The organism is Clostridium tagluense (assembly GCF_003865095.1).
In the GTDB taxonomy this organism is placed as follows: Bacteria; Bacillota; Clostridia; order Clostridiales; family Clostridiaceae; genus Clostridium_AD; species Clostridium_AD tagluense.
Window position 1 is genome coordinate 1 of the sequence record NZ_BHYK01000046.1, and the last position, 25,721, is coordinate 25,721.

Here is a 25,721-nt window from a genome sequence, read left to right on the forward strand (position 1 = left end):
CTTGCACCGTGCAGGCTTGTTTGCTATGCCTGTTTTTATTACAAACCGCTCTAATATCATAAATTTTATAGTTCTATACAACTCAATACAAATTCAAGTTTTATTTATTAGTTTCCGTGAGTACTCTGATTTGAGTTATAAAAAAATTAATCTAATATTCTTTATATAATATCATGTTATTCATTATTTATCCATTAATTCAATTATTAAACTTAAATTTTATTCTATAATTTGTAGAATATAATCATAAATTTTAGAATTACTTAGCCACGTGAAAGCATTCCAGCAATATATACTTTTAGTTAAAGCATAATATAAGAAAAAACATAACATTAATTAAATGTTATGTTCTCCTATATATATATATATATATATATATATATATATATATCTATTATTTTGGTACTACCGGAGCTATTGTTTACTTTTTCTTAGTACCAACCTTTATAACACCATTGATAACGTTAAATGTATCCTTATTTATTACCTGCGTATCAACTAACTTACCATTTTCATAAGTTTTTCTTGACACTTTAACCTTAAATCCATTATACCCGGTTTTAACAATTTCACTTTCACCTTCATACTTAGTTGCATCTTGTATTGTTTCTGTTTTTGGTTGAGTAACTTCCAATATTTCACTCACAATTTCATAAGTTCTGTTAGTTAATGTAGAATTAGAATAAACATTGAAATAAATGTTTCTGTTTGATACAACGCCTTCAATATATATGGGATACTTATAGGTATTCTTAAACTTATAATCAAGGTTACCATAATCTACTGTGGCATCCTGTCCTTTTGGAATATACCCTGAAGAAATTGTATGATGAGTTCTTTCTAAAGAAACAAGTTCAGTACCCAGTATTGCATTATACAAAGTAGATGAAACCTGACATATTCCTCCACCTAATCCTTGTTCTATTTTATCTCCAATAATTACACCTGCGCTTTGATAGCCTCTCTCCGCAGTTCTTTCTCCTACCGTCCCATTAAAGCTAAACACATCTCCTGGCATTAATAGAGTCCCATTAATACTTTCAGTGGATAGTCCTATATTAGTTGCTCTGCCTTCTGCTGAGCTTTCATAATTCGTAGTATAAGTGGATATTCTTGTATTTATTGACTTTAATGCAGCTTCTGAAATTTTAGGTTTTACCTCCGTTACTGGGGCCACTATGCTTATAGCATCTGCTGAAAGAACACCATTGATTTTGCTTTTAATGTCTTTTTTTAATATATCCGCTTGTAACTGCCTTCCAGAAGCATCATTAGTAACATTAAATACACCACTACTAACCATAGTTATTGTTGAATTTACAGCCTTTTTATTTGTATTTTTAGCTATTTCCGTAAGCATTTGATCAACAATCTTATCATTATAATTAAAGGTTAGCTTTATTTGTTTCGAAACAGGATTTTTTATAGCTTTATATTTTTGAAACATATTCATGCCTCTTCCATAGCTATATGCCTCTTCTATTGCTTCATTAATATTATACTTAGCATCAAGCATTGAGTAGTCTAACGTATATTTTTTCTCCTTAGTTACTATATCTATTTTTTTCTTAATCACCTGGCTTGAGTACTTGTCCATCATTATTTTTTGAGCTTCTTTCTTAGTTTTACCTGTTAAATCTTCATTTTCTATTTTAACTGTAGGTAAAATCAAAGAATCCCAATGTTTTACTCTAACATAGGAATAGCTAGTAAATATAATCGTGCCTAACAAAATTAAAATTCCTACTATTATAATTGCTTTTTTCTTCATATAAACTCTCCTTTTCCACTCGTAAATATTATACTACAAACAAATTAATATTCCTATATGCTTATGTTTTTTTATTATTTTTAGTTTAAATTCAACATATTTTATGGTAAAATTATCCCTATACTAATTTCTTCACTAAGGAGTGGTAATATGAATTATAATGATGATAAAATTAAATACTATTTAAAGAACATTCTATCAATATCTAGTCCTTCCGGTTATACTGAAAAAATCATGGATTATATAAAAGAAGAACTTGTAAATTTAAACGTACCACACTTCGAAACTAATAAAGGTGCAGTTGTGGCTACCATAAAAGGCAAAAATGAGGATTACCAAAGAACACTATCTGCTCATGTAGATACACTTGGTGCAATGGTTAAAAAAATTAATCCTACTGGTTCCCTTGCAATAGATCCTATTGGAGGTTTCATGATGAATTCAATAGAAGGTGAAAATTGCACCATTGAAACTATCCATGGTAAAACCTTCACAGGAACTATTCAAAGCACAAAACCTTCAGTACATATTAGTGGTGGTGAAGCTCGCGAGCTTAAAAGAACCCCAGAAAATATGGAAGTAATTCTTGATGAAAAAATTTCTTCAAAAAAAGAGGTTGAAGAACTAGGTATCAGTGTTGGTGATTTTATTTGTTTTAGTGCGAGAACATGCTTTACTGAAAAGGGGTTCATAAAATCTAGACACCTAGATGACAAAGCTTCAGTGGCAATTCTACTTTATGCTATAAAACACATAGTAGAAAATAAAGTTGAACTTCCATATACAACTAATATATTTATTAGCAATTATGAAGAAGTCGGACATGGAGCTTCTGCTTCAATGCCAGAAAAAACTAAAGAGTTTGTATCTGTAGATATGGGTTGCCCAGGTCTTGATCAAAATTCTTCTGAATATAGTGTTTGCATTTGTGCTAAAGACTCATCAGGCCCTTATGATTTAAGCATGCGAAAAAAATTAACAGATATATGTGAAAAAGAAAGCATAGATTATAAAATAGATGTTTACCCACATTATGGCTCTGATGCATCAGCAGCTCTAAGAGCTGGTTATGACATAAAAACAGCTTTAATTGGGGCTGGAATTTTCGCCTCACATGGTTATGAAAGAACTCATATGGATTCTATATTATGTACTTTAGATCTAATAATTAAATACTGCTCAGAGGAATAAACAATATAAAATTGGTAGTAGAAATTTTTCTACTACCAATTTTATATTTTAATCACTTATTTATCTAATGTAAACTTAATGAATTCAAACATTTGCGCATCATTGTTTTTTCTAATAACATATACTTCCTTATTATTAGAAGACCAAATACTCTCATAGTAGCTATATTTACTGGTTACTTTAAGATCACTAGTAACACTTCCAGCTCTTACAGCATCTGCCCAAGATTGAATGCTATCACCATTAATATTCACCATATTATTTGTTAAACTATGGGTGTCTTCAGTCACTAAGTCAAAAATCCACAAGCTAGAAAATGTTTTTTGAATATAAACATCTTTTTTGCCAGTATTAGCATCATAATTCTGAATTTCTTTATCTTCCTTTACATAACTGATTGTGTTACCATTCTCAGAGAAAGCAGGATATCTACCATTATCCACAAATCTTTTATTATTTGTTGCTAAACTTAGAATGAATATTTTACCTTCCGTTTCATAAACTAATTTTTTACCATCTTTTGACATCATAGGGTTTTTTCCATCTACAAGTTTACTGGATCCTTGCCCATTTTTGTCACATAAGTATATGGCTCCATTTTTTTCACCAATATCGCCATTTTCTAGGGTTATTTTTTCTGATTTATAATAAATTATTCCACCATCTGGTGTAAAATTGGGCTTTTCAAATATTTGAATCTTCTGATCATAAGCTATTAACTTTTTCTCTTTTGAAGACTCTATATCCTTTACATATATACCGCCATCTTTAACACTAACTAGACTCTTCTCACCTAAGGAATACCTTGAATCGTAGAATTTCAAACTTGAAACTACTTGTTCTTTATTCTCAGTTTTAGGTACATTTACCGGACCACCGATCTCTACTGAGACACTAGCATTTTTACTTACTTTAACTAAGCCTTTATTTATACTAGCATCACTCTCTTCACTCTCTTCACTCTCTTCAGCCTTTGCCACCACTTGGTTTCTATTAACTACATCACTATTTTTTTTACTATACTTTTCTAAAAGATTGTAAGCAGTATCCCCTTCGTTACCTTTTGTTATGCTTGGTAGCTTGTTCCCATTATTGATGATTGCTACTGCATCTTTAGGTTGTAGGAAATTTGTTTTTTGATTTTTATTACCTGCTGAGTTTTTTTCACTACTTATTGGCATAATAAAATCAGATTTTTCTTCGCTATTTGCAAATATATTTTTACTTGGAATATCTATAACCTTAAATATTGTTCCACTTACAAATACGCAAATTACAAAACCTGAAGCAATTTTAAAATATTTGTTTTGTTTAAAGCTATTTTTACGTTTAGGTAGTTCTGTAATATTGTTGTATTTATCTCCAAACATTATTCTATTTTTTAAATCATATTTAAATTCCTCATCAATAACAATCTTTGCTGCATCCTTACATAATAATTTTTCTACATGAAATTCATTGCTAACCAATTACATCACCTCCTAAACTATGTTCATAATTTTTCTTAATTTTCTTTATAGCCCTTGAAATAATTGACTTAACAGTATTTTCTGCTACATTTACTGTTTCTGCAATTTCTCTAAATTTAAGACCACCATAAAATCTTAAATAAAGCATTTTCTTTGTTTCTTCTGGTAATCCATCAATTATTTTTTTCACTCCATTAAACTCATCTTTGATAACAATATCTTCATATCCAAAATCTTCATCCCCTCTATCTAAAAAACTTTCTATAGGGATGACTTTACTGTTTTTTCTATAAAAATCTATGATAGTATTATGAGCTATACGAAAAATCCAATTTTTACTCGCTTCTACATCAGTAATTTTATCTTCATTTTCAAATATTTTAGTAAATACTGTAGCAATTATATCTTCTGCGTTCCATTTATTTTTTACAGAAACAAAAATATATCTGTATACGCAATCATAGTACATATCATAAAGCTGTTCGAACTTGCTTTGCATTAAGAAGTACCCCCATTAAATTTGTTAATTTTAATACAACTAGTTATTAAAAAAACATATCGATTAATATACGTGGCTATTGATATTTAGTTGCATATTTTACAAGTTTTTATGTAAAATGTTTAGAAATATATAGAAATATTATAACATAATTTGAATAATACTATTGTTATTTACAAAATAAAATTTTATATTTTAAATATCAGAAATAAAATCCATAATAAATATAAAATTTTGTAATTTTATATTTATTATGGATTTTACTTCTGTTAACTAACTACAAAATCTATGTTTACCAATTATTTTTATAAGTGGACGTGACCAAATCCACTTATTAGTACTTGTTGCAGGATTAAAATAAAATACTGCTCCCCCCGAGGGATCCCATCCATTTATTGCATCCCTTGCAGCCCTTATAGAGCTTTCTTCAATTTTTGCATTTATTTGTCCGTCTACTATAGCTGTGAATGCCCCTGGTTGATAAATCACTCCTGCTATGGTAGATGGAAATCTTGCATCTCTTGTTCTGTTTAAAATTGTTGCCCCAACTGCCACTTGCCCTTCATAAGGTTCTCCTCTAGCCTCACCATTTATGAGTCTAGCCATTAAATCCACATCCTTATTGTTTGTTACATTTTGGCCGGAAGCTGTTTCGCTAGAAGCTTCTTTACTAGGATTTATGCCCATGGCTGCAAGTGTTTGGCTTCCCGCTATTCCATCTCCTTTAAGTCCATTGCTTATTTGAAATGACTTAACAGAAAGATATGTATTATAGCCATATATTCCATCAACACTATCATTATGGTATCCCCATTGCTTTAGTTTAGTTTGAATTTGTTTAACTTGCTGCCCACGCGCACCATATTTATAAACCTGTGCCATAACTTTCATACTAGAAATATTAAAATAAGCTTCACTTGCAAAATATGCAATTAAAATAGCCATAATCACCGCGCTGCATCTTTTGAGTAAGTGTTTATTAATCTTCAAAATATTCCTCCTTAGATTGGAGCACATAAAAACAACTATCAAGTCAGTATGCTGTTTATTTTCATGTACCTAATATATAGTCTTTATCAACAACATTAGTTTGTGCTAAATCCAAAAAAAAATACACTGTACTAATTAAAGCACAGTGTATTTTTATATAATTTTTTTAAGTTTTCTTTTCCATCTAGGAGACAATAGTTCTTCAATTATATCATTCATAATTACTATTCCACATAACTTCTCATCTAAATCCACTACAGGCAACGAAATTAAATCATATTTCAACGCCACTTCAATAGCATCCTCAATATCTTGACAATCTTTTATTTTAATAACTTTATCATCCATAATGTCTTTCAATTTTTGAACTGGAGCTGAAAGGACTAAATTCCTGAGTGAAATAAAACCTTGAAGTTTTTCATCTTCATCTACAATATAAATATAATGTATTACTTCATCTTCTGGCTTAAGTTCCCTTAGAATTTCTATAGTTTCACTGGCTGTAATATTTACATTAAAAGATATGAAATCTTTATTCATTATGCTCCCCACAACTTCATCTGGGTACTCCATAAGATTTCTAATTTCTTCTTCATCCTCTTTATTAAAATTCAAAAGAATTTTTTCTGCGTCAACTTCCTTCATTTCATCTAAAATATCAGCAATTTCATCATTAGGCATTTCATCTAAAATCTCTTGTGCCCGTAAGTTATTTATAGTACTTAAAATATCTGCTTGAATCTCTGGTTGTAGTGCCTCTAGGGTATCTGCCGCTAAATCTTTATCTAAGCTTTCAAAAATTTTGTTTCGTGCCTCAGTATCTAGCCCCTCTAAAATGTCCGCAAGGTCTGCTGGGTGGAGCTTAGTTAATTTCCCGTAGGGCTCTGTTAGTTTTAGGCTATCGGCTACCATTTCTAAAGATTGAACACTTTCCCAGGTTATACTATTCTCTCTAGGCTTTTTACCCAATATATCATATAAAAATCTAATTATTCCATCTAATTTGTATTTTCTCGTAGCTGCAATAATACCCGATTCTACGGCTACAACTCTTATTTCTCCACCAATCTTATTCATGGTTAAATCATTAACTTTAACCACTTTCTTGCCGTTAACATCAACTATTTGTTTGTTCAATAAATGTTTAGATAAAAGGTAAGAGAACTTTCTAGGAATTATATCTTTAACTCCCCTTACTCGTAGCACTAGTCCTTTATCCTCTTTACATATATCAATATTTCTAAATTCATAATTAAAAATTTCTCTTCCTTTTTTGATTTTATATCCTATAACTCTTGGATATCCCTGCTCAGTAGTAACATAAATATCAAAGAGCCTACCAATATTATCCTCAAGTTCATCATACACATTTTGATTTAGTACTTTACTTAAAAAAAACTCAGAAACTTTTTCCATGAATATTCCTCCTCTTTTGCAGAGAAATATTAAAACACAATTAATAACCCATTGATCTTAATCAATATTAAAACTATATTAATTTCTAATACAACAATTTCTCTGCATATTAATATTAAATTTTAGAATTAATTCTGACCTTCTAATCCGAGGGCCATTTTCCATTTAGTTTCACCACCTATAATATTTAGACTCACATATTATCTGATTTGTACATATTAATTATATACAAAAAAATATTCTATCCATATAATTATATTATAAATACTTCAAAATGCAACTAAAAAAGAGATTTTCAATTAGATTTGTCCATTATACTCATTTAAATAGACCAAGTAAGTTCTCTATCATTATTTCTCATTATTTCTTCAGAATACAGATAATGTTTTCATTTTCTTCCTTTTGTAATAGCACTTTAATATTTATAAGCTTTTATAGTTCATATTTTTCAATAGTTATGTTAATATTACTATGCACATAAAAATAAATAATAAGTAAAAATGCGCTTATGTATTCCAGTGTGCCTTAAATACATTTAACAGAAGAAAAAGAACTTTAAGTTCACTGAACTTTAGTTTAAACTTATCTGTTTTGGAGGATTATATGAAAATAAACAAACAATTTTTACCTATTAGTATGGCTGATTTAAAAGAAAGAAATATATCTGAATTAGATTTTATAATAATTACAGGGGACGCGTATATTGATCATCCCTCCTTTGGAACCGCTATAATTGGAAGAACATTAGAAAATCAAGGCTTTACTGTAGGTATTATAGCCCAACCTAATTGGGACAACGTAGATGATTTTAGAAGACTTGGAAGGCCTAAATACGGATTTCTTGTAAATTCTGGTAATATAGATTCTATGGTTAATCATTATACTACTTCAAAGAAAAAAAGACATACAGACCTTTATTCTCCTGGTGGCGAAATGGGCCACAGACCTGATAGAGCAGTAATTGTGTATTGTAATAGAGCTCGCCAGGCTTTTAAAAATGTCCCAATTATTATTGGTGGCATAGAAGCAAGTCTTAGGCGATTCGCCCATTATGATTATTGGGATAATAAGGTTAGACGCAGCTTATTAATTGATGCTAAAGCCGATTTACTAATCTATGGTATGGGAGAAAAAACTGTAATTGAAATGGCTAATCTTTTCAAGTATGGCATGACTATAGATAAAATGACTTCTCTACGAGGAACAGTTTATGCTTCAAAAGAAATTGGAGAACTTAAAGATTTCATTGAGGTACCATCTTTTGAAGCTGTGAGCATTGATAAAAATACTTATGCAGAAAGTTACAAATTACAATCTTTGGAGCAGGATGATATAAGAGGAAAAACTGTAGTGCAAAAGCATAATGATAGATTCGTCGTACAAAACCCTCCTCAAATTTCACTAACTCAAAATGAAATGGATATAACTTATGATCTGCCATATACGAGAACCTATCACCCTATATATGAAGCTAAAGGTGGGATTCCTGCCATAAATGAAGTTGAATTTTCTATAACAAGCCATAGAGGTTGTTTTGGTAGTTGTTCATTTTGCGCACTAACCTTTCATCAAGGTAGAGTCATTCAAAATAGAAGCCAAAACTCCATTATAGATGAAGCGAAGCTTTTAACAACCTTAAAGAATTTCAAAGGATACATTCACGATATTGGCGGTCCAACTGCAAATTTTAGACATAGAGCTTGCAAGATTCAAGAAAAAGTAGGTGTGTGCAAAAATAAACAATGCATGTATCCAGAACCTTGTAAAAATCTTATTATTGATCACACTGAATATTTGGATTTATTAAGAAAGGTTAGAATACTTCCAAATATTAAAAAAGTTTTTATTCGTTCTGGAATAAGATATGATTATTTGATTTTTGATAAAAATACTAAGTTTTTTGAAGAGCTATGTGAGCATCATATTAGTGGGCAATTAAAAGTAGCACCTGAGCACATTAGTGACAAGGTACTAGATCAAATGGGTAAATCAAAAAAAGAAGTCTATGATCGTTTCGTAAAAAAATATTTCGAAATAGATAAAAAACTGGATAAAAATCAATTTTTGGTTCCCTATCTTATGTCAAGCCACCCTGGATCGGACCTTGCGGAATCAATTAAATTATCAGAATATATAAAAGAAATGGGCTACACTCCAGAGCAGGTTCAAGACTTTTATCCAACACCAGGTAGTCTATCTACTACAATATATTACACTGGAATTAATCCTTTCACCAAAGAGAAGGTTTATGTTCCAAATGAGCAAAAAGAAAAAAATATGCAAAGAGCTTTGCTACAATTTAAAAATCCAGAAAACTATAACCTTGTAAAAGAAGCTTTAATAAAAGCTCATAGAGAAGATTTAATTGGTTTTGATAAAAAATCCTTGATACCACCAAGACCCTTAAAGATAAGTGGTAATCCTAAATTTTCAAGAAGCAAAAATTATAAAAAATAAAAAAAAGCATGTAGGGCTAGGGACTCAACCAGCCATATATGCTTTTTTTATACAATATATAAACCTTACCTTTTAAACTTTATTAAACCATAATCTATGGTTGCTATCCAAGCAATATCCCCTAGAAGTATCATCGGAAAATTTGAATTTATTGTGGTTATAACTACAGATAGTAATGTGATACTAGAAGCTATCATTATTAACAACGCCCCTAGTTTGTTTGCATAAATTTTATTATATAACTTTATACCTTTGATGAAGAAAATTGAATTTATTATAAGTAGAACAATATAACAATAAAATTCTAGTTGTAATTCCATAGTATACCCATAGTTATTTGATATATCAATGTTTGCAGATGACTTATATATAACTATGAAATAGGCTATACCTATCATAGAGCAGGCAAATAAATTTTTTTTAAGTTTTATTTTATTATTCCTAGAAAAAATTAAAACTGAAAGTATGCCACATATAGGTATGCACAATAAATTTGCATATACCAAAGGTTTTAATAAATACAAATAGCTTTGATTTTTAATAGTAAAAAGGATTATCAAAGCTGCATATCTAAAGGTCATTAAACTCAAAACTATCCCACTTATTATCTTAATTTTCTTAGGTGCATAAGTCAAACTAGAAATTATACCTCCGTATAATAAAACAGCCATTATTAACAGCAGTAAAAAATATATACTCATTTATATACTCTCCCTAAAATTGCTACTGTTAATATTTATTAATTTGGCTTTAAAAATATGCCAAGGCAGATCAAAATAAATAGCAAGGCAGTGTGCTTGTTATTTATTTTGATGTGCCTAACTATATTTTAGCTCCTAATATGGATATCCCACCTTTTTCACATTCTATAAGAAGCGGAAAATCTGGCCCTCTTTCCCCATCTATATCTGTTACAATGTCTTCAAAGCATTCTATTTCTAATTTATCAGTCTTAAAGTAAATAATACCATCCACATTTTCTAAATGCTCACTTCGAAGCATTTTAATAAAAACATTTAATATATTTTTCATAGTTCCAGCCTTTATTATAATTACGTCTAAAAGTCCATCGTCTACTTTGGCCTTATATGCAAATTTTAAATTTCCTGCTGTTTGTCCATTAAATACTAACATTAAGTACATATCTCCATCAAAAGAAACTTCATCTGAATCAACCTTTATTTTCAATTTTCTAAAATTAGGCAACTGCTCTATTCCTTTTACATAGTATGCCAGTTTTCCTATGGTATTTTTTAAATTAACATCCATTTTTTGTGATATATCTGTAAATAGTCCTGTACTAGCCACATTTAGAAAATACTTATGGTTTATCTTTCCTATATCTATCTTTTTCACTTTACTTTTTAATATTTGATCACAGGCTTCTTCAACATCTTGAGGCATTCCTAAATAATTAGCAAAATCATTTGCTGTGCCTGAAGGAATGATGGCTATTGGCAAATCAATATTTCTTTTTTTCATTTCATTAACTACATTATCTACAGTTCCATCTCCACCTGCTATTAAAATATATCTGTAGCTTTTATCTATATCAAAAAAAGCGTTTGATATAGGATTTTCATAACACATTCTATGTGGCACTATTATATGATCATATTTTTGATGAGTCATTATTACCCTGTCTAAATCTGATGCTATAGTCTTTTCTCCAGAAAATGGATTATAAATAAATTTTACCTTATACATTGCATTCTCTCCTATTTGCCCTTAATTTTAACAATTTATTTAATTATTATAACTCTTTAAATATAAATCCACAAGATTCACATTTTCCTGTGGACTTTTTTTAGTTATTCTTAAATATTGGGTGTACAAGGAATAGAAATCTCACTTAATGCCCCTGACGCCTCTTGCCTAAGATTTGGTTCTACTGCTAAATCTCCTAGGGACAACATTCCAACTAATATATTGTTACTTACTATTGGTAATCTCCTTATTTGCCTTTCACTCATAATCCTAGCTGCATCATCAACATTTAAATTTTCATCTCCTAAAACTGGATTCGAGGTCATAATTTCTCTAACTTTTTGAATTTTTAAGTCTTTACCTTCTGCAACACCTCTAAGTATTATATCCCTATCCGTTACAATTCCAACTATTTTCTCATTTGTATTTACAGGAATGGATCCTATATCATGTTCCTTCATAAGTCCTGCCGCATGCTCCACTGTATCATCTACGGATAAACTTATAACGTCTTTAGTCATTATTTCAGAAATTTTCATTTTATTTTCCTCCTTATTAGGTTTTTAAAGTCTGCACAATTATTATTCTTTTTATTTTAACCATAAAGAAAAATTAATATTAGTATTTTTTATATATGTAATGTTTTAATAAAATATATGTTTTTCATACTTAAATATTATTGTGAAATGATGTATAATTAAAAAGATGATTTTTATAAAATATATGTTAATATAATATATAAATTTATAGTTCAATTTTATTATTTTAGGAGTGATGCACAGTGAAGAGAAGTTCTATCCCAAATATTCTAACCTTTGGGAACTTAATTTTTGGTTTATTATCCTTACTTACGACTTTTCAAGCTAATTACATGTTATCTGTCATTTTCATACTACTCGCTGGCCTTATGGACAGGTATGATGGCCAAGTGGCACGTTTATTACAAGTATCTAGTGAACTAGGAAAAGAATTAGATTCATTAGCAGATCTAGTATCTTTTGGTGTTGCACCTTCAATGCTTATATTTAATTTATATAATTTCATATCACTGGGCTATTTATCTTATATCATCTTTTTGGTTTACCCTGTAGCTGGTGCATATAGACTAGCACGATATAACTGTTCTAAATTTGATAATGTTTATACCGGAATCCCCATTACCATGGCTGGAATGCTTGTAGCACTCTATGCCCTATTAACTTTAAATTCCCCTCATAATTTTCCACTTACTATTATTATAATGTTTATCCTATCTTATCTTATGATAAGTAAATTTCAAATAAAAAAAGTGTGAGAATTTCTCACACTTTTTAATATCAAGTACCCTAATCTTTTAATTTTAAATCCTCGTCAATCTCCGTTTCTATATACTCTATTTGAAGCTTACATTTCATAACTTCTGTTTTCATTTTGCAGTAAGACATATAGCTAAAACTGGCGTCATCTAATACCTTTATTGCTTCATCTATAATGTCCCCCAAATTGTCTGCTCTTTTAAGTGCATCCTTAACCTCGCTTTTTTTAGAAAGTGCAATTTTATTTAATTCATCTGCTCCACCTATTAATAGCCTGTAAGAACTAACTAGTTTAGTTAATATTTCTGCTAAATTATTTATATCATTGTAATAATTTTGAATTACTCTTCTATGTGCCAAATAATCACCTTTTAGTTTTGATATTCATTAATTATATTATTGTAAAAATTAAATTATGCACAGACGAAGGAAAATAAATAACAAGTGGAAGATTACAACGGCATTTTTTTGAATTTCCCTATACAATATAATAATATGCTAAAGTAATTATCATATAGGACGTAATTAAAATACTACCTTCTAACCAATAGGTTTTTCCATCCTGAAAAACTAAAAAAGACATTCCTACTGCTATGCCGCACATTATTATATGAAAAGTTGGAAATAAAAGCGTCATATTTAAACCCATAAAACAAGAAAATATAACAAGCACAGGGGTAACAAAAAGTGAAATTTGGATGCTTGACCCTATGGCTGTTTCTAAGCTCATATCCACTTTGTTTTGCATTGCACACATTATAGTAGATACATTTTCGCCTATATTTCCTAAAAATGGAATTAGAATAATACCTATAAACTCTTGAGATATATTATAGTGTTTTATAAAATCTCTAATATTATAAATTAGCTTATCACTTACAAAATAGAGTAATACAGATATGAATATTAAAGTTATTGCACTTTCAATTACTTTAATATTCACAGTACTTTTTTTCTCCTCGCTATATTCACTAACTACGAACAGATTATTATGAGTATATAATGAGAATACTAGTCCTAAGATATAAATACCTATGAGTAAAACAGCAACTTTCACACTTATTGATATAATCACCGAATCCATAACTACAGAGTATCTATTTAATGTAGCTATAACAACCATAGAAGACATAGCTAGTAATAACATATTGAAATTCGTTCGCGCTATTATACTACTAAAGTTTTGCTCTTTAAACTTAAATCCTCCAAATACTACTGCAATGCCAAGACCTAAAAGCATGTTATTTATAATTGAACCAATTAAAGAGGCTTGAACCAAGGGTACCATACCATACTTTATTGACCATATTCCCATCATAAGCTCTGGGACATTACCCACTGTGGCTGCTAATAGGCCTCCTTTTTTTTGTCCTATATAATCTGATATTCTAGTAGTTTGATCTCCAAGTAAAATAGCGAGTGGAACTATGGCTAATGAATATATTATTGTATTTGCTAAACTTGATGAAGTATTTATAAACATTAAGGCAATTACAATAAATACAACAATATAGGTTTTTTTCATTCAAAACACCAACAATCATTATTTTGTACTTTCATTTACGTATTCTTCATCAACCTCTCCAAAAATATCTTCATCTATATTTCTGTATGTGTTATGCACTTCATTTTGGTCCATATTAAATCGAAATCCAGAATGATATTCCTGGCTATGAGCATGGCGATATCCATCCTCGTCTATTGATATTAAAGGTATTACTGGTATTAAATAGTAGGTGGGATGATAAATTATCATATTCACTCCTCCTATTTGTAGTCTTCGCAGTATATTTTAAAGTAAGCTCTTGGAAACTTACATAGAGGGCAAAAAAGTGGTGCTTCTTTTCCTATATGGATATATCCACAATTCATACACTGCCATTTAACTTCATTATTTCGTTTAAACATCATGCCCGACACTAGATTTTCATATATTTTCATATACCTCATTTCATGGCTTTCTTCTACTTCCTGCAATTCTTTATAGAAATCTGCAATTTCCATAAACCCCTCTTCTCTGGCCTCTTTTTCAAATTGTTTATATAACTTGTTGGTTTCAAAAGCTTCTCCTTTTGCAGCATCCATCAAGTTTTCTGCTGTACTTTTGTTCATCTTAAGAAATCTATTAAAAACTTCTCTTGCATGAGCCTTTTCGTTGTTTGCAGTTGCTTCGAAAATAGATGCTACATACTCATACCCCTCCTTCTCCGCTTTTTCAGCATAAAATGTATATTTATTTCTAGCTCTTGACTCTCCAGCAAAAGTTTTAAGAAGATTTTTTTCTGTCTTGCTATCATTTAATTGCACTTCTACTCCTCCATTTAATTAGCTATCTTCTTTATTATTCTATTCATTATGCTTTTAAAGGTTACTTAAAAAAGAGGGACATCCCATTTAGGATATCCCTCTTTGATTTTTTAATTATTTGCCTTTTATTTTCCTAATATTTCTTTTGAAAGTCTAAGGCCTGTAGGCGTAGTTGCAAGACCACCCATAGCAGTCTCTCTAAGTTCGCAAGGCAACTGCTTGCCTACCTTATACATAGCAATTACTGTATCATCAAAAGGTATTCTACTAGTTACACCACTCATAACCAAGTCTGCAGTGGTTAATGCACTTACAGCTCCAGCTATATTTCTTTTAGCGCAAGGAACCTCAACCAGGCCTGCAACGGGGTCGCAAACTAATCCCAATATGTTTTTTATCACAATAGCAGCTGCATCCATTGCCATTGCAGGAGTACCACCCATCATTTCTACTACAGCCGCAGCTCCCATAGCAGCTGCTGACCCACATTCAGCCTGACATCCACCTTCTGCTCCTGATAATGTAGCATTTTTAGCTATTATAATCCCTATGCCTGAAGCAGTAAATAAGGCATTAATTATCTCATCTTCAGTCTTATTTAACTTTTCTCCAGCTGTAATAATTACTGCTGGAAGTATTCCACAAGATCCTGCTGTAGGTGCAGCAACTATTTTGCCCATAGCTGCATTCACTTCGGAGCATGAGAGAGCTCTAGCCATTGCCTTCACCATAAATTCGCCTGTCAATGTATTATTTGAACTGGCATACCTATTTAGTTTTATTGCATCCCCACCTATTAAACCGCTTATTGACCTAGTTTCATTTGTAAGTCCATATTCTGCAGCTTCTCTCATTATATTTAGATTTTTCCTCATCTTTTCAATAATTTCCATACGTGAAAGCCCACTGTTTTCTTCTTCACACCTTATTGTATATTCCCAAATTGATATATTTTCTTGCTTACATATATTAAAAAGTTCTATTCCTTTGTTTACAAACACAATTATTGCCTCCTTGTGGTTTCCATTTAGTAGATAAGAATTATTATTACTGTTTTATCGGTGATATTTCTCTTATACTGTAAATATATCCCAAATCCTTGATTTTATCTAGTACCTTTTTAGGCACTACAGTATCTGTTTCAAATACCATAGCCGCTTTTAAGCCTCTGCTATTTCTATACACATTCATAAAAGCTATGTTAACATTTTCATTAAATAATATGGTACTTACTTTTGAAATCATACCCGGAATATCTTTATGACTGATTATAATTGTTGGATAATTACCTGTAAATTCAACTGGTTCACCATCAACTTCAAAGATTAAAATATTTCCCCCTCCAACAGATGAACCAATAATTTCAACTTTTCTCCCACTTTTTTTTGTTATAATAAACTTTACCGTATTAGGATGAACATCCCCCAAATCCCCCTCTATAAACTCTACGCCAAGCCCTTGGTCACTGGCTATGCTAAGGGATTCCTTAAGTCTATCATCCCAGGGATCCATTCCTAAAATCCCTGCCACCAATGCTCTATCCGATCCGTGACCTTTGTAAGTTTTAGCAAAAGAACCATGTAAAACAAATTGTACAGATGCAATATTTTTCCCTGCAATTATAGATGCAATTTTGGCAAGTCTCGCGGCACCAGCTGTATGGGAACTTGATGGCCCTACCATAATCGGACCTAATATATCAAAAACACTATAGTTTTTCATGTTATCCTCCTTTTACGTCTCTGCACAATACAAAACAATTCACAATTATTTTGTCACACATTAACATATCTTATTCTTTTGTTACTCTATAGTAAGTATGAAATCTCCACAGAGTGACTTGCAAACGCTTTGCAAGTCACTCTGGAGAAATTTCATACTTTTCCTATCTTAGTACTGATAAAAACAACTTCCACCAGTGAACTCTCTGATTATTGAATTATCTGGTACTAAATCTTTGTCTACATCTACAAAGAAATTTAAAAAGCTTCTTAATCTGCTTGCTTCATAATATACAGGACTATCCGCTCCAATTTTATTAAGCTCAGCTAATGCAATTTTTTTAAGTACACAAAGCTCGTAGACTACATTGGAGTTAAACATTGCATCTGCTTGTTCTTGAAATACAAAAATGTTTTTTTCCTCTCCACGTTTTACAGAGGGCCACATTCTCAGTGTATCTTCAACGCCGTAACCTCTAGATAAATAATCCCTAACTATTCTTCTTGTCATTCTTACATCTGTTGTAGAAATCCTGTTGTGGTCGTCCAAATTAAGCTGTGTTAATGGACTTATATATATTTTAAATTTACTATCCCTAGCTATTGATGCAGTTAAGATTTCATTTAATCCATGTATTCCTTCTATAATCAAAACTCCATTTTCAGGCATTTTAATCTTATTTCCATTCCATTCCCTTTTTCCTGTCTTAAAATTAAAACTTGGTATATCTGCCTCAAAGCCTTGTAGTAATAATTTTAAATCATCGTTGAAGAGCTCTAAATCTAAAGCATATATAGACTCAAAATCATATTCACCATTTTCATCCCTTGGAGTAACTTCTCTATCAACAAAATAATCATCTAAAGAAATAAATATTGGTATTAAGCCATTTACTCTTAATTGAATACCAAGCCTCTTTGAAAAAGTAGTTTTCCCTGAGGAGGATGGTCCTGCTATAAGCACTAATTTCACCTTTTCTCTTTGATGAATCATATCCGCAATATAAGCTATTTTCTTTTCATGAAGGGCCTCTGCCACTCTAATTAAATTAACAATATCACCATTTACTACTTCATCATTTAGTGCACCAACACTTCCAACACCTAATATTTCTCCCCATTGCTCCGCTTCATAAAATACTTTAGCTAGTTTTTCGTGCTTTTGAAATTTAGGAATTCTATCTGGCTGCTCAGAGGTGGGATATCTTAATATAAACCCTGGCTCATAGTATATTAAATCAAATGTTTTTAATACTCCTGTTGAATAAGCCATTGGTCCATAAAAATAGTCATATCTTCCATCCAATTCATAAAGCTTTACTTCTTCTGAGTTAACGTATTTTAAAAGTTTAACTTTATCTTGCATATCATATTCCCTAAAAATTTCTATTGCTTTGGCTTTTGACAATGCTATCTTTCTTATAGGAATATCTGCTTTTATTATTTCACTCATTTTGTTTTTTATATCATATATATCATCAACATCTAATGCACTAGTCTTATGGATTTCTCCAAATAAGCCTTTGCTTAGTGAATGCTCGATAGAAATTTTAGCTGTAGGAAACAGTTCAAAAACTGCCTTTATTAGCACGAACTGAAGGGTTCTAACGTATGTCATCATTCCAATTCTACTTTTAATATCCACAGTGTCAAAATTACCCTCTTGCGTTATAATTTCTCCTAGCTCATAAAGTTTATTATTAACCTTACCTAAAACTACTGGTATATCATTTAATAAACTATTATCTTTAATAATATCATTTAATATAGTTCCCGGCTTTACTAAAATGTGTCTACCATCTTTAAGGCCTATATTGAAATTATTCATACAATCATCCCCTATTTTTACTGTTTAGTACTATTATACTGTAATTTTTTAAAAATGTATCATATACCCCCTTATAATTTTTATATTTAAACGAAAAATATACATTATAGAGAATGAGGTGATATTACGTTTATTTTAATAATCAGAACTTTTTTGTTATACTTTGCAGTAATTTTTATTATGAGGATGATGGGTAAAAAACAAATAGGTGAGCTCGAACCTTTTGAACTGGTAATTGCATTGATGATTTCTGAACTTGCCACTTTTCCCATGCAAGATATAAGAATACCAATTTTACATGCCATTATACCAATAATTACTTTACTATTTCTTCAAGTTGCTACTTCTTTTATTGAACTCAAAAGTGAGAAAGCTAGAAAAATATTAACAGGTGCTCCAAGTATACTTATAAAAAATGGAAAAATTGATATTGCAGAGCTCAGATATCAAAGATTTAATATTAATGATTTATTAGAAGAACTTAGATTAAAAGGATACTTTAACTTATCTGATATTGAATATGCTATTTTAGAAACTAGCGGTGAGCTTTCTATATTGCCAAAAACCGGTAATTCAAATGTAACTAAGGATGATTTAAATTTATCCTTAACCCAAGAGTCCTTGCCTATACCTTTAATTATGGATGGCAATGTAAATTTCAAAAATTTAAAAATTTTAGAAAAAGATGAGACTTGGTTAAATAGCATACTCAACAAAAATAATATTCACGATGCAAAAGACGTTTTCATAGGAATAATAGATTCTAAAAATAAATTCTATTATCAACTTAAGGAAGGGAAAGATATAAATAAATGAAAAATGTTTACTTAGCCTTTAGCTTATTCATTATAATGATTATAGGAATTTTTTTATCTATAAATACTATAAATCAAAGTTGCGCAAACTTACAAGATTTGAATTGTACCCTAGAAAGTTATATACTTAAGGAGAACTATAAAGATGCATATAATCTATCCCTAGATTATATAGATCAGTGGAAAAGGGATTCTAAGTTTCTAACCATTTATATCCATCACGAGGACTTAGATCATGTGGACAATGAAGTTTTAAAATTAACTCAATATATAAAAACTCGCGATAAGTCCGAAGCCTTAGCCACTGTGCATATTATGAAATATCTTGTAGATCATATAAAATTCCATGAAAAAGTATCTATAAGCAATATTTTTTAATTATTTTTTATTAATCATTTATAATAAAAGGGTAGAAAATAGTCGATTTATAGCTTATAATTATATTATACTATAAAAAGTCCCACAGGGACAATATATGTCCCTGTTACAAAATTTGAAAGGTGGAATTAATATGGCTTTAGTCACTACAACTAATATGTTTAAAAAAGCTTTTGAAGGAAATTACGCAATTGGTGCATTTAACATCAATAATATGGAAATAATTCAAGGAATAATGGATGCTTGTGCAGTTCACAAGTCTGCAGTTATTCTTCAGGTATCAGGTGGAGCTTTAAAATATGCAAGACCTACTTACCTTAGAAAAATGGTAGAGGCAGCTGTAGAAGACACTGGTATTGACGTGGCTCTTCATTTAGATCACGGTTCTGATCTTGCTCAAGTTAAACTTGCAATAGCTTCTGGATTTACTTCGGTAATGTATGATGGTTCTCATTTTGATTATGAGGAAAATGTAAGATTAACTAAAGAAGTAGTTGACTATGCTCATTCTAAAGGTGTTGTAGTTGAAGCTGAGCTTGGAAAGCTTGCTGGAATTGAAGATGCTGTTTCAGTTTCAGCTGCTGATGCAACTTATACTGATCCAGATCAAGCAGTAGATTATGTAAAAAGAACTGGTATTGACTCTTTAGCTATAGCTATAGGAACAAGCCATGGCGCTTATAAATTCAAAGGTGACGCTAAACTAGATTTTGAAAGATTAGAATCAATCACTAAAAAATTAGAAGATGCTGGCATGCACAATTTCCCAATAGTTCTTCACGGAGCATCTGCTGTAGATCAAGATTTTGTTTCTATGTGCAATGAATTTGGTGGAGAAATTAAAGGTGCAAAAGGAATACCACTAGAAATGCTTAGAAAAGCAGCTTCTATGGCTGTTTGTAAAATAAACATGGACACTGATTTAAGACTTGCTATGACAGGTTCAATAAGAAAAGTTTTAACTCAAATTCCTGGCGAAATTGATCCAAGAAAATATCTTGGAGAAGCAAGAAATAACATAACTAAATTAGTTGATGGTAAAATCACTAATGTTTTAGGTTCTGCTAATTCATCTAAATAATCTAAATCTAACTGATTAAAACTAAAAGACTCACAGTATATTATACTGTGAGTCTTTTAGTTTTATTTTTTTATTATATAGGAAACTAACAAATGTTTTTATGCGCAAAAAAAGTATATATTACGTATAATGCATTTGAATAAGCTTTAGAACTACTTATTATATTTTTAAATAAGATGCGTTAAGAAAAACATATGTTTGAGCGAAAGCGAGTTTATGTTTTTTAGCAGATTAATTAAAAATATAATTAGTAGTTCTTAGCGAAATGAATGCATTAGTAGTAATATATACTTTTTTACTTCTTATTTTTGGACATAATTGCTTACATGTTTAATAACCATATTAATTGTTCCATCGCCATTTCTTTGTATTTCAAAGCGACTATTATCATGATAAGTTTCCTCATCTACATATAGATCTATATCTTTATCGATTTTAAGTCTTACTCTTTTTAGTTTTTTATCTATCCACTCTTTATCAAGACTAATATTTTCCGAAACTCCTCGCTCTGCAATAAACTCAACAAACTTTTCCTTAATTTCATGGTTTTCAGGAAACATTTCTTCCGACAATTCTCTAATATCAATATTGTCTTCTTGTTTAAGTTTTCTTTTTATAGTACTTCTAACGGCTTCTGCTTTATCTGCATTTTCTGGAAATGTATTTTGGGTGAATTTTTCAGCTGCTTTTACAAAGTTTTTAGTGATATCTCTTTCGTTATCAACAATTGTACAACCCAAATAATCATTTATAAAATAGTTTGACCCATATCCTTGATCTTCTTTATCACTTGATTCTTTGGTTTTTATTCTTTTGTCAATAACCATTAGGTCAAAATTATTTTCTTTTCTAATAGGCTTTAAAAAAGCACATTTTTGTATTCTTTGAGAGAAGCCAGGAAGGCCAGTGAACTGTGGTACTATATCAATGCCTAATTTGTTATCTACAAACTCTATAGTATGAACATAATTCTTAATATAATCCATTTTAAATATACCAAGGATAGGTCCAAATTCTGTAGTAAAAGATACTACTATTAAATCACAAGAAGGAATGCTACCCTTAGATCTCATCAAAATAAACATCTGTCTTGCCAATTCCTTAGATACAACTAGTAGATTATTTTCACCATTTAAATATTCCTGAGATAAATCTTTTACTATGTTTCGCTCAGAATTAAAGACACCATATTTTAAATCTTCATCCTTTAAACATTTTTGAATATGTTTCAATAAAAAATTATATTTTTCTTCATCTAAATCCAAAGCATATTCATTCAAGATAGGTTCATCTGCATTGTTATCTAAAACATGAATAATAGCCTCATTTATATTAACTTCTTTTATGTACTCCAAAAAAACACCACCTTGTTATTTATCTAAGGCACATTCAAATATAAAGTTATTTTTTTGAATGTGCCTAACTATTATACTATTTAAATTTAATTATACAAAGTAATATATTGCTATATATTTAGTTCTAAATATCATTATTGTTTCTACTTAGGTCATTGTATTGATATGGTAATTTTAATCAATTCTTAATGTTAGTTTATTTAAATTATGATATAATCACAATTAATGATTAATTTTGCAAAAGTGACAATTAACTTGTCACTTATTTAAACATACCTAAACAATTAATAATTATTATATGCCCTAGAGACATACAAGGAGGCCACTATGAAAGAAATAGAAACTCGAATTATAGATATTGATGTAGAACAAATTCGCAAAAAATTATTGAATATAAATGCCCCAAAAGTAAAACAAGAGAATCAAATAAATAATATTTATGATTTCTCGGATAAAAGGCTAATAAAGAGCAAAGGCTATGCAAGAATACGCACTATCCATGATGAATTAACAAATTCTACGCTGCACTATATAACTACAAAAAAACTTATAAGCCAAGAAAAATATAAGATCATGGATGAGCATGAATCGGAAATTAAAGATGAAGTGGCTGCTATTGGAATATTCGAAGCCTTAGGTCTTGAGCTTATACAATCCATAAAAAAATATAGGGAAAGCTATAAATATAAAAATACCCTAATAGAAATAGACATAAACGATAAGGAATTCTGTCCTTTTCCTTATATAGAAATTGAAAGTGAAGATGAAGATGAGCTTTGCGAAGTTATAACCTTACTAGGTTATAGTCTCTCGGATACTACATCTAAAACTATTTATGAAATACTAAAATCAAAAGAAATAGCAGTAAAGGGGCTATAATGTTTGGATATGTAACTCCATGTAAAATGGAAATGAAAATAAAAGACTTTGAAAAATTCAAAGCTTATTATTGTGGTTTATGTAATTCCATTAAAAATAGCTATGGTCAGCTACCAAGGCTTACTTTAAATTTTGATATGACTTTTTTAGCAGTACTTCTAGATTCACTAGGCGACAATAAATGTAACTTTACTAAATTTAGTTGTGCAATTCATCCATTAAAAAAAAGAATTATGATTAACAATAATATGGCTTTAGATTATGCAGCTTTTTGCAATACTACTTTAGCATATTATAAGTTAATGGATGATGCCTGCGATAATAAAACAATGAAAAGCAAAGTTTTTTCTGTGTTTTTAAAGAAATATTTGTCAAAATCCAAAGTGGAATATAATGATGTAATGAAGTATACTAAGGAAAAGCTTTTATTACTAAATACTCTAGAAGCAAATCCTGTGAATATATCCATAGATGAATTGTCTCATGTTTTTGCTGATCTTACGGGCTTTATAGTATCCTTTTATTATAAGGATGCACCCTTTAAGGAGGATTTATATTGGCTTGGATATAACTTAGGTAAATGGATATACATTATAGATGCTTATGATGATTTAGAAAAGGATGTAAAAAATAACTCTTTTAATGCTATAAGTTCATTATTCAATAAGGATAATCTGGATTTTAAAAGTTTTTCGAAATTAATAAAGCCAAGAATTGATTATATATTGACTACTTGCGCCCAGCAATGTTTGAAAAATTTAAGTTCATTACCCCTAATAAAAAATGAGGATATATTATATAATATATTGGAACTGGGACTCATGGAAAAAATGCATAAGGTTTTTAATGAAAATTTAGATATTGATTATTTAAAAGGAGTGGAATATAAAAATGGCAAATCCCTATGAAATACTTGGTGTACGCGAAGGCGCGTCAAAAGAAGATATAAAAAAAGCCTATAGAGAACAAGCAAAAAAATATCACCCTGATCAGTATGGTGATAACCCCCTAAAAGATCTAGCAGAAGAAAAAATGCAAGAGCTAAATGAAGCTTATGATTCACTTATGAAAAATACTAGTTCTTCAAATACTTATAATTCTTCCAACAATTACAATTCTTCTTCAAATGATGACTATACTAATAGAGACATATATCAATCAATAAGAATGGATTTAAATAGTGGAAACCTTCCTTTGGCTGAACAAAAATTAGGTTCTATGAATACAAAAACTGCTGAGTGGAATTATCTAATGGGAATGGTTCATTTGAAAAAGAATTGGCATGATAGTGCTTACAATTTCATTAGCAAAGCCTGCTCTCTTGAGCCTAATAATGTTGAATATAGGCGAAGCTTTAATGAACTAAGTACTAGAAACACAAATTATAGAGGTAACTATTATGGTAGGCGAAACAAAGATTCTGATATGGGTAATATGTGCATTAACTTATGGTGTGCAGATAGTCTTTGTGAATGTTTAGGCGGAGATCTTATTTCCTGTTGCTAATCATATTAATTTAGGAGCTGATTTTTATGAAATCTAATAACATTGCTAAGGGTGGAATATTTGCAGCACTTAGTTTGATATTACTATACCTCTCTTCTGTTTTTCCTACAAATAGATTATTTATAATGGTCATAGCTTCTTGTATTATTCCTCTTTCCATTATACTTACCGGAATAAAAAATACTATAATAGTATATAGTGCTGTTTGTTTGCTTAGTTTATTTATCATACCCTCAAAGCTTATAAGCATTGCCTATATATTAATTTTTGGATTATATGGTTTTGTAAAATATTTCATAGAAAAATTAAGGAGTGTTCCTCTAGAATTCGTACTTAAACTATTATATTTTAATATAAGTTCGGCTATAATTATATTTATATATAAATTACTATTATTAAAAATCCCTAATATAAATATATATTTATTAATACTCTTTCTGCAATTTAGTTTCCTAGTATATGACTATACACTTACAGTTTTCATCGCCTATGCAAATAAAAATTTGCTTAAAAAATTTAGTTAAGTCATATTAAAATGTTTCTAACCCATGCACTTGACAGAAAATTCTATTTAAATTATAATAGATAATAATACTTTTATAAACAAAGTATAATATAATAAATTGCTTTGATTAGGAGTAGTAGTATTTGTAGCATTTTAAAGAGAGCTGTTGCTTTGGTGTGAAACAGTAATGATATAATACGAACTTGCCTATGACCTTACTTTAGTAAAAGCTTACTTGTAAAACAAGTACGGTTAAAACCGTTATATTCTTAAGTGAGGCGTAATGCCTAATTAGAGTGGTACCGCGGAATATTACTTTCGTCTCTTTGTTGAGATGAAGGTTTTTTTTATTTTCTATTTATTTCGAGCTCCATATAACCTTAAATGCTAAATCTAAAAATCCACAATTTTTTTCTACTTTAGATAGAGTAGTCACGGAAAGTAACATGTAAAACTTGATTTTGTATAGAGTCATTATAAGGCTATAAATTTTATGTTCAGAGAGCAGTTAGGAATAAAAATAGGCATAGCAAACAAGCCTACACGATGCA

Annotated in this window: 26 protein-coding genes and 1 other annotated feature; of the genes, 9 read left to right on the forward strand and 17 right to left on the reverse strand. The window is 30.0% G+C overall.

Features of this window, described 5'->3' with window-relative positions:
• Nucleotides 1–421: 421 nt before the first annotated feature.
• Nucleotides 422–1,771, reverse strand: coding sequence for a VanW family protein (locus tag Ctaglu_RS22580; protein WP_125005994.1), 1,350 nt, complete (start codon nucleotides 1,769–1,771; stop codon nucleotides 422–424).
• Nucleotides 1,772–1,921: 150 nt separating this feature from the next.
• Between Ctaglu_RS22580 and Ctaglu_RS22585 the strand changes: the two genes are divergently transcribed.
• Nucleotides 1,922–2,962: a M42 family metallopeptidase gene (locus Ctaglu_RS22585; protein WP_125005996.1), complete on the forward strand. Its 1,041-nt coding sequence runs from the start codon at nucleotides 1,922–1,924 to the stop codon at nucleotides 2,960–2,962.
• Nucleotides 2,963–3,018: 56 nt separating this feature from the next.
• On the opposite strand, the gene Ctaglu_RS22590 is transcribed toward Ctaglu_RS22585, so the two are convergent.
• The 4 genes from Ctaglu_RS22590 to Ctaglu_RS22605 form a co-directional block, all read right to left on the reverse strand.
• A complete protein-coding gene (locus Ctaglu_RS22590) occupies nucleotides 3,019–4,431 on the reverse strand; it encodes a TolB family protein (RefSeq protein ID WP_125005998.1) in 1,413 nt (470 codons plus the stop codon).
• Complete coding sequence (locus Ctaglu_RS22595; RefSeq protein ID WP_125006000.1) at nucleotides 4,424–4,930, reverse strand: RNA polymerase sigma factor; 507 nt, start codon at nucleotides 4,928–4,930, stop codon at nucleotides 4,424–4,426. The genes Ctaglu_RS22590 and Ctaglu_RS22595 overlap by 8 nt, the downstream gene beginning before the upstream one ends.
• Nucleotides 4,931–5,203: 273 nt before the next feature.
• Complete coding sequence (sleB, locus tag Ctaglu_RS22600; protein ID WP_125006039.1) at nucleotides 5,204–5,875, reverse strand: spore cortex-lytic enzyme; 672 nt, start codon at nucleotides 5,873–5,875, stop codon at nucleotides 5,204–5,206.
• A 198-nt stretch (nucleotides 5,876–6,073) separates the two neighbouring features.
• Complete coding sequence (locus Ctaglu_RS22605; protein ID WP_125006002.1) at nucleotides 6,074–7,336, reverse strand: magnesium transporter; 1,263 nt, start codon at nucleotides 7,334–7,336, stop codon at nucleotides 6,074–6,076.
• A gap of 603 nt (nucleotides 7,337–7,939) precedes the next feature.
• Between Ctaglu_RS22605 and Ctaglu_RS22610 the strand changes: the two genes are divergently transcribed.
• Nucleotides 7,940–9,793, forward strand: a complete 1,854-nt coding sequence (locus tag Ctaglu_RS22610; protein ID WP_125006003.1) for a YgiQ family radical SAM protein — start codon at nucleotides 7,940–7,942, stop codon at nucleotides 9,791–9,793.
• A gap of 65 nt (nucleotides 9,794–9,858) precedes the next feature.
• Here the strand turns inward: Ctaglu_RS22610 and Ctaglu_RS22615 are convergent, their stop codons facing one another.
• The 3 genes from Ctaglu_RS22615 to Ctaglu_RS22625 form a co-directional block, all read right to left on the reverse strand.
• Nucleotides 9,859–10,494 carry a hypothetical protein gene (locus Ctaglu_RS22615; protein ID WP_125006005.1) on the reverse strand — a complete coding sequence of 212 codons (636 nt, stop codon included), beginning with the start codon at nucleotides 10,492–10,494 and terminating at the stop codon, nucleotides 9,859–9,861.
• Between the two features lie 121 nt (nucleotides 10,495–10,615).
• The gene (locus Ctaglu_RS22620) at nucleotides 10,616–11,500 is read right to left on the reverse strand and encodes a YegS/Rv2252/BmrU family lipid kinase (protein ID WP_125006007.1); all 885 of its coding nucleotides are present in this window, start codon (nucleotides 11,498–11,500) and stop codon (nucleotides 10,616–10,618) included.
• Between the two features lie 110 nt (nucleotides 11,501–11,610).
• The gene (locus Ctaglu_RS22625) at nucleotides 11,611–12,039 is read right to left on the reverse strand and encodes a CBS domain-containing protein (RefSeq protein WP_125006009.1); all 429 of its coding nucleotides are present in this window, start codon (nucleotides 12,037–12,039) and stop codon (nucleotides 11,611–11,613) included.
• A 242-nt stretch (nucleotides 12,040–12,281) separates the two neighbouring features.
• Here Ctaglu_RS22625 and pssA point away from each other — a divergent pair, with 242 nt between their 5' ends.
• Complete coding sequence (gene pssA / locus Ctaglu_RS22630; protein ID WP_125006011.1) at nucleotides 12,282–12,794, forward strand: CDP-diacylglycerol--serine O-phosphatidyltransferase; 513 nt, start codon at nucleotides 12,282–12,284, stop codon at nucleotides 12,792–12,794.
• A gap of 31 nt (nucleotides 12,795–12,825) precedes the next feature.
• Here pssA and Ctaglu_RS22635 read toward each other — a convergent pair whose 3' ends face one another.
• From Ctaglu_RS22635 to Ctaglu_RS22665, 7 genes are all read right to left on the reverse strand, one after another.
• On the reverse strand, nucleotides 12,826–13,155 hold the full coding sequence (locus Ctaglu_RS22635; protein ID WP_125006013.1) for a hypothetical protein: 330 nt from the start codon (nucleotides 13,153–13,155) through the stop codon (nucleotides 12,826–12,828).
• Nucleotides 13,156–13,273: 118 nt separating this feature from the next.
• Nucleotides 13,274–14,320: a calcium/proton exchanger gene (gene cax, locus Ctaglu_RS22640; RefSeq protein WP_125006015.1), complete on the reverse strand. Its 1,047-nt coding sequence runs from the start codon at nucleotides 14,318–14,320 to the stop codon at nucleotides 13,274–13,276.
• Nucleotides 14,321–14,338: 18 nt separating this feature from the next.
• Nucleotides 14,339–14,551 (reverse strand): hypothetical protein, encoded by a 213-nt coding sequence (locus tag Ctaglu_RS22645; protein WP_125006017.1) that lies wholly within the window; start codon nucleotides 14,549–14,551, stop codon nucleotides 14,339–14,341.
• An 11-nt stretch (nucleotides 14,552–14,562) separates the two neighbouring features.
• A complete protein-coding gene (gene rbr / locus Ctaglu_RS22650) occupies nucleotides 14,563–15,102 on the reverse strand; it encodes a rubrerythrin (RefSeq protein ID WP_125006019.1) in 540 nt (179 codons plus the stop codon).
• Nucleotides 15,103–15,227: 125 nt separating this feature from the next.
• Nucleotides 15,228–16,103, reverse strand: coding sequence for an L-serine ammonia-lyase, iron-sulfur-dependent, subunit alpha (gene sdaAA, locus Ctaglu_RS22655; RefSeq protein WP_125006021.1), 876 nt, complete (start codon nucleotides 16,101–16,103; stop codon nucleotides 15,228–15,230).
• Between the two features lie 46 nt (nucleotides 16,104–16,149).
• Nucleotides 16,150–16,824: an L-serine ammonia-lyase, iron-sulfur-dependent subunit beta gene (gene sdaAB, locus Ctaglu_RS22660; protein ID WP_125006023.1), complete on the reverse strand. Its 675-nt coding sequence runs from the start codon at nucleotides 16,822–16,824 to the stop codon at nucleotides 16,150–16,152.
• A gap of 168 nt (nucleotides 16,825–16,992) precedes the next feature.
• The gene (locus Ctaglu_RS22665) at nucleotides 16,993–18,651 is read right to left on the reverse strand and encodes a nucleoside kinase (RefSeq protein ID WP_125006025.1); all 1,659 of its coding nucleotides are present in this window, start codon (nucleotides 18,649–18,651) and stop codon (nucleotides 16,993–16,995) included.
• A 180-nt stretch (nucleotides 18,652–18,831) separates the two neighbouring features.
• Between Ctaglu_RS22665 and Ctaglu_RS22670 the strand changes: the two genes are divergently transcribed.
• The 3 genes from Ctaglu_RS22670 to Ctaglu_RS22680 all read left to right on the forward strand — a co-directional run bounded on the left by Ctaglu_RS22670 (nucleotide 18,832) and on the right by Ctaglu_RS22680 (nucleotide 20,925).
• The gene (locus Ctaglu_RS22670) at nucleotides 18,832–19,467 is read left to right on the forward strand and encodes a DUF421 domain-containing protein (RefSeq protein WP_125006041.1); all 636 of its coding nucleotides are present in this window, start codon (nucleotides 18,832–18,834) and stop codon (nucleotides 19,465–19,467) included.
• The gene (locus Ctaglu_RS22675) at nucleotides 19,464–19,844 is read left to right on the forward strand and encodes a DUF4363 family protein (RefSeq protein WP_125006027.1); all 381 of its coding nucleotides are present in this window, start codon (nucleotides 19,464–19,466) and stop codon (nucleotides 19,842–19,844) included. The genes Ctaglu_RS22670 and Ctaglu_RS22675 overlap by 4 nt, the downstream gene beginning before the upstream one ends.
• Before the next feature lie 133 nt (nucleotides 19,845–19,977).
• Nucleotides 19,978–20,925, forward strand: coding sequence for a ketose-bisphosphate aldolase (locus Ctaglu_RS22680; protein ID WP_125006029.1), 948 nt, complete (start codon nucleotides 19,978–19,980; stop codon nucleotides 20,923–20,925).
• 302 nt (nucleotides 20,926–21,227) lie between these two features.
• Here the strand turns inward: Ctaglu_RS22680 and Ctaglu_RS22685 are convergent, their stop codons facing one another.
• Nucleotides 21,228–22,280, reverse strand: a complete 1,053-nt coding sequence (locus Ctaglu_RS22685; RefSeq protein ID WP_125006031.1) for a nucleoid-associated protein — start codon at nucleotides 22,278–22,280, stop codon at nucleotides 21,228–21,230.
• A 327-nt stretch (nucleotides 22,281–22,607) separates the two neighbouring features.
• Here Ctaglu_RS22685 and Ctaglu_RS22690 point away from each other — a divergent pair, with 327 nt between their 5' ends.
• Genes Ctaglu_RS22690 through Ctaglu_RS22700 form a run of 3 tightly spaced genes read left to right on the forward strand, consistent with a single transcriptional unit; the run spans nucleotide 22,608 to nucleotide 24,665 of the window.
• Nucleotides 22,608–23,159, forward strand: a complete 552-nt coding sequence (locus tag Ctaglu_RS22690) for a class IV adenylate cyclase (RefSeq protein WP_125006033.1) — start codon at nucleotides 22,608–22,610, stop codon at nucleotides 23,157–23,159.
• Nucleotides 23,159–24,067, forward strand: a complete 909-nt coding sequence (locus tag Ctaglu_RS22695; RefSeq protein ID WP_233439922.1) for a DUF5685 family protein — start codon at nucleotides 23,159–23,161, stop codon at nucleotides 24,065–24,067. The genes Ctaglu_RS22690 and Ctaglu_RS22695 overlap by 1 nt, the downstream gene beginning before the upstream one ends.
• Complete coding sequence (locus Ctaglu_RS22700) at nucleotides 24,051–24,665, forward strand: J domain-containing protein (RefSeq protein WP_125006035.1); 615 nt, start codon at nucleotides 24,051–24,053, stop codon at nucleotides 24,663–24,665. Before Ctaglu_RS22695 ends, Ctaglu_RS22700 begins: the two co-directional genes overlap by 17 nt.
• A 10-nt stretch (nucleotides 24,666–24,675) precedes the next feature.
• Here the strand turns inward: Ctaglu_RS22700 and Ctaglu_RS25590 are convergent, their stop codons facing one another.
• Nucleotides 24,676–24,894: a hypothetical protein gene (locus Ctaglu_RS25590; RefSeq protein ID WP_164948624.1), complete on the reverse strand. Its 219-nt coding sequence runs from the start codon at nucleotides 24,892–24,894 to the stop codon at nucleotides 24,676–24,678.
• 390 nt (nucleotides 24,895–25,284) lie between these two features.
• Nucleotides 25,285–25,499 (forward strand) — a binding site (T-box leader).
• Nucleotides 25,500–25,721 lie beyond the last annotated feature (222 nt).